This is a genomic window from Pseudoalteromonas sp. PS5 (genome assembly GCF_004103255.1).
Classification (GTDB): Bacteria; Pseudomonadota; Gammaproteobacteria; order Enterobacterales; family Alteromonadaceae; genus Pseudoalteromonas; species Pseudoalteromonas peptidolytica.
The window spans coordinates 1-4,732 of record NZ_RCSQ01000165.1 but is presented as its reverse complement, the minus strand read 5'-3'; the positions used below and the strand labels follow the sequence as shown (position 1 = coordinate 4,732).

4 protein-coding genes and 1 pseudogene are annotated in these 4,732 nt (G+C 42.2%); all 5 read left to right on the top strand.

All coding sequences use genetic code 11. From position 1 onward, the window contains the following. Positions 1-367, top strand: a pseudogene (locus D9603_RS22210) (hypothetical protein); the annotation flags it as partial. Further along, on the top strand, positions 361-1,992 hold the full coding sequence (locus D9603_RS18360) for a BatD family protein (RefSeq protein WP_128732390.1): 1,632 nt from the start codon (positions 361-363) through the stop codon (positions 1,990-1,992). The pseudogene D9603_RS22210 and the gene D9603_RS18360, both read left to right, overlap by 7 nt. Positions 1,993-2,335: 343 nt before the next feature. Further along, a complete protein-coding gene (locus D9603_RS18355; RefSeq protein ID WP_125252788.1) occupies positions 2,336-2,851 on the top strand; it encodes a sigma-70 family RNA polymerase sigma factor in 516 nt (171 codons plus the stop codon). Continuing rightward, positions 2,851-3,570, top strand: coding sequence for a DUF3379 family protein (locus tag D9603_RS18350; RefSeq protein ID WP_125252787.1), 720 nt, complete (start codon positions 2,851-2,853; stop codon positions 3,568-3,570). The genes D9603_RS18355 and D9603_RS18350 overlap by 1 nt, the downstream gene beginning before the upstream one ends. A gap of 149 nt (positions 3,571-3,719) precedes the next feature. After that, positions 3,720-4,571, top strand: a complete 852-nt coding sequence (locus tag D9603_RS18345; RefSeq protein ID WP_128732389.1) for a Tim44-like domain-containing protein — start codon at positions 3,720-3,722, stop codon at positions 4,569-4,571. Positions 4,572-4,732: the final 161 nt, after the last annotated feature.

Here is a 4,732-nt window from a genome sequence, read left to right as displayed (position 1 = left end):
GCAAGACCAACAGGGTCAGCAATCAGAGAGTCAACAAGAGCAAAATAATAATGAGCCGCAGCTAGATCCATCCATGCAACAACAAGAAGCAGATCAGCAAGCACATGAACAAAGCCAACAACAGGGGCAAGCTGTATCTGAGACGGACGCAGAACAAACACCGCAAGATGAACAAGCACGCAATGCCGCCATGATGCAGGAAAGTCGACCTCTGACACCTGAAGAAATTGAAAAAGCACAACAGCTCAATCAGTTACTCAGAAAAGTACCTGACGACCCAGCGATATTACTGAGAAATAAAATGCAATTAGAAGCACAAAAACGTAAACAAAGACGTCTACCGAGAGGAGTTGAGAAATCATGGTAAAACGTATTTTATTTTTGCTGTCTTTGTTAATAATAAGCCACAAAACGCTCGCTGTGGATAATCTCACCGCAAGCGTAGACAAAAATCCAGTACTTGCGGGTGAGTATTTTACCTTGTCAATCGTCGCGCAAGGAAAAGTCAAAGGCACAATTCCAGATGTGTCAGCTTTGAGTAATGACTTTGTCACAAGCCCTGTAAATACCAGCTCTCGAACGAGTATCATCAATGGCAGTGTTGCTAGCTCAACAACCTGGCAAATGCAGCTTGTGGCTCGCTCCCCAGGAACCTATACCATTCCCGCGTTCGAAGTTGATGGCGCAAAAACGCAGCCAATCGAAATCTCAGTCGTCGCTCGTGAGGATCAACAGCAAAGCAAAGATATTTTCGTCAAGACTGAACTAAAAACACCTAACCTTTATGTGCAGCAAGCAGCGCTTTACACCGTTAAGCTGTATATTGGCAAGGACTTACTAGATGGCCAGCTGAGTGATCCTATCTCAGATGGTGCTACCTTTACACAGTTAGGTAAAGCCAGTGAAGAATACGAGATTATTGATGGACGCCGTTATATGGTTTTGACGCGTGAATACATGATCCAACCGCAAAAAAGTGGTGACTTCACCATCAAGCCGCCAGTATTTAATGGCCAGATCAGAGATAATTACCGCCGTATGGCTACCTCTGCCGTTGGCGATAGTATTGACTTTTCAGTATCCCCTATCCCGGCCGATGCCGCCGATACGTGGTTGCCAAGCGAATACTTAAACTTTTCCGAGGAATGGCAACCTAATGAGTCAACCTTTACCGTTGGGACTCCAATCACTCGAACATTAACCCTAACCGCTGTAGGAGTAACAAAAGAGCAGCTTCCAGATATTCAGATAGAGGATACCGATGGATTTAGAATTTATCCTGATACTTCCGAGCGAAAACAAATTACCAGAGATGGAAAAGTTATCTCGCAACTGATCGTTTCGTTTGCCTATCTGCCTCAGCGAGCTGGTGATTTTGTTTTACCTGAAGTCACGTTACCTTGGTTCAATACCATTACCAAGCGCGAAGAAATTGCTACATTGGCGAGCAAATCTCTGAATGTAGTTCAAGATCCAAATCAACCCGTATTACCACAAACACCAAAAGTGACTCAGCAAACGCGTAGTAATGAGCCAAGTCAAGCGGTGTCGACTTCAACACAACAACACACAAGCTATACAGTACCGCTGTGGGTATGGGCTTTAGCAGTGAGCGGTTACATAGTATGGCTAGTCACATTGATGTTCTGGTGGAGGGCATCTAAATTAACAGTGAAACAACAGCCAAAAATGAGTCAGCAAACCAACTCACAGCCTTTGATTTCGTTTGAAGAAGCCGTTAAACAAAACAGCACAAATGCGTTTTATCAGGCACTGCTCAACCATACTAGACAACAAAACATGTCGATGGCCAAATGGTTGCAACAACAGCCTGAGTCGTTAAAAACGCAAGTGAATGAGTTGCAACGTTCACTTTACAGCAACACCCAATCTAGCGTTGATTTATCCGCTTTATTCACTGAAGTAAAACGGAGTATCAAGCAAGCAGCGGACAAAAGACCTAAGCAAGTACTTGATACGCTGTATAGCTAAGCGCCAAGCGGCGCTTTTTTACTCTTTACCACTTTTGTTTGATAATAAGGCTTAACCAATTTGCAGGAATAAATCTGACGCTAACAGCATTAAAAGTTTCTTATTTAAAACAAATAAATAGCAAATTTTTCTTGCCTAGATATATGTACGTATCTCAGCATCAGCAGGGTACGAAAACGGTGTTATCGACAAGATTTTTCGCCTCAAATTAGCAAGCTTAGTTAAGCTTGTTGGTATAAAAATAGAGCAGCGATCAGCAACACAAGAGAGTATTGCTGTTATGCTTAATAAAAATAATTGGTTTGTGATGAAATAAACCAGCCAAAAAATAGGTCTCATCAATATGGCCACTAAACAACATCAGTACGAGTCACTGGTGCGGGCATACCACAAAGAGCTATATAAGTTCGCTTATTGGTTATGTGGAGATCCAAGCATTGCCGAAGACTTAGTACAAGAAACTTTTTTACGGGCATGGCGTGCGCTTGACTCTTTACAAGACGAACAAGCCGCTAAGCCTTGGTTATTAACGATTTTAAGACGAGAAAATGCACGTCGTTTTGAGCGTAAACAATTTGACTATGCGGAGGTGGAGCAAGATACCTTAGTCGATGATAGAAGCTCAGCTTTAGATGACGAAATGGAACAAACTGTAGTGCAGAGACAAATAGCGAGCTTATCTGCTGAATATCGAGAGCCATTATTACTTCAGGTGGTGATGGGATGTTCAGGTGAGGAAATTGCAGAGATTTTAGAGCTGAACAAAAATACAGTCATGACAAGATTATATCGAGCCCGTAACCAACTCAAAGACGCTTTAACGACTAAATATGAACCAGTAAAGGGGGCATCAAACTAATGGATGAACTCGAATTTCGACGTCGCCTTGTTGCCGATCCTCAAGATGAAGAGGTAGCAAAGTACGCGTCACAACAACCCGAATTGCAAGCGCAACTAGAAGATATGCGCGATTTCGATAAGTTTTTAAGTCATTCTCTGGATATTGACGTTCCAGATGGGCTTGCTGAAAGAATTATTGCAAAGCAGCAATTGCTGGAGGAAGAACACGATAAGGTAACGCATGTTTCATGGTTTAGGCGTATTTCAGCCCCACTGGCGGTAGCCGCTAGTATGCTATTTGCTGCTGTGATTTTTTATTACGGTGGCTTGGCACACCCAACAGATACAGCTGAGCATGCGCTTGCACACGTCTACTATGAACAAAATGCCTTGGAAAAGCAGGAAAGTGTTCCTCTTCAGACAGTTAATGAAAAATTAGCAATGCTAGGAGGTAAGTTCGATACTTTACCGGGCAAGATAGTTTACGCAACTTTCTGTAACTTTAAGGGGCAAAAAAGCCTGCATTTGGTGATGCAATCAGAATTTGGCCCATTGACCGTTTTTGTAGTGCCTGCAGATCAACAAAGCACACAAGATCAGAAAGACAACTTTAGCGACAGTCGTTTTGAAGGGCTAATCGCACATCATGAAAAAGCCAATACTATCTTGGTCGCCAACCGTGGTGCACCACTTGAGAGGTTCCAAACTGAGGTAAACAACTCTTTACGTTGGCTGTAAACCAACCAGACACCACAATGAGCTTATTGTGGTGTCTCAAGATCCTTACTAAACCACCAAAATTCAAAATAAATTAAGATACAACCCTATTCAAATAGCAAAATGACTTCTTTACAATGTTGCAAGTTATTTTTGTATATAGGAACTTTATGAAACATTTCATTGTGTTATTTTCACTTGTTTGTTTTTTATTCACAGCGAGCTTTGATGCTGAAGCAAGAAAAAAGTTTGGTAGTAAAAGCAAAGGCAAAACTCATCAAACTCAAACTACTCAGCAAAAGCAACAAACGGACACCCAAGCTTTAAATGCAAAATCAACAGCTAAACCTAAGTCAAACAAAAAAGGGATTATGGCAGGTGTGCTTGGTGGTTTGTTAGCTGGTGGGTTAATTGCTGCAATGCTTGGTGATGATTTCGAAGGATTTCAATTCCTTGAAATGATTTTATTAGCAATCGCTGCATTCATTATCTTTAAACTAGTTAGAAGCATGCTAGCTAAAAAGCAGCAACCAAGCTTTGCAGGGGCTCCACAAATGGGTCATCCGAGCACCCCATCTCAACAGCCACAGCAATTTCAAAGCAACGGTGCCACCAGCGGTGGATTTGGCGCTAACAGTGTACCAATGAATCTACCACGAGATTTTGATGTTAACGGTTTCTTACAGGGTGCCAGACAACACTATCAAACCATTCAAACGGCATGGAATCAAAACGACTTTACCACCATGGCTGAGTACCTAAGCCCTGAACTAGTTGAAGAGTTTAAGCGTGAACGTGAGCAACATGGTGATGTTAAGACAGAAGTCATGTTTGTAGATGCTGCGCTTGTTCGTGCAGACACAACTGCCGATGTATGGGAGATCAGTATTAAGTTCACGGGTAAATATCGTGACCTTAATGATATGCAAGAAGAGGCTATTCTTGAGATCTGGCATTTAGAGCGCAAAACAGCAGGTGATGCGCCTTGGCTAATCGTCGGCGTTGAGGACTTAGCTGAATAAGCGAGATCAAAACCTGTATTTAATGCCAATTAGTCTTAATACATGATCAATTTGAAGGAGTAAATCTGACGCTAGCTGCGTGAAAGACTTCTTATTTCGAACAGCTATCGACACGGTTTCCTCGCCTCAAAATAGAGCAATTAATTAACCCGAGATCGGTT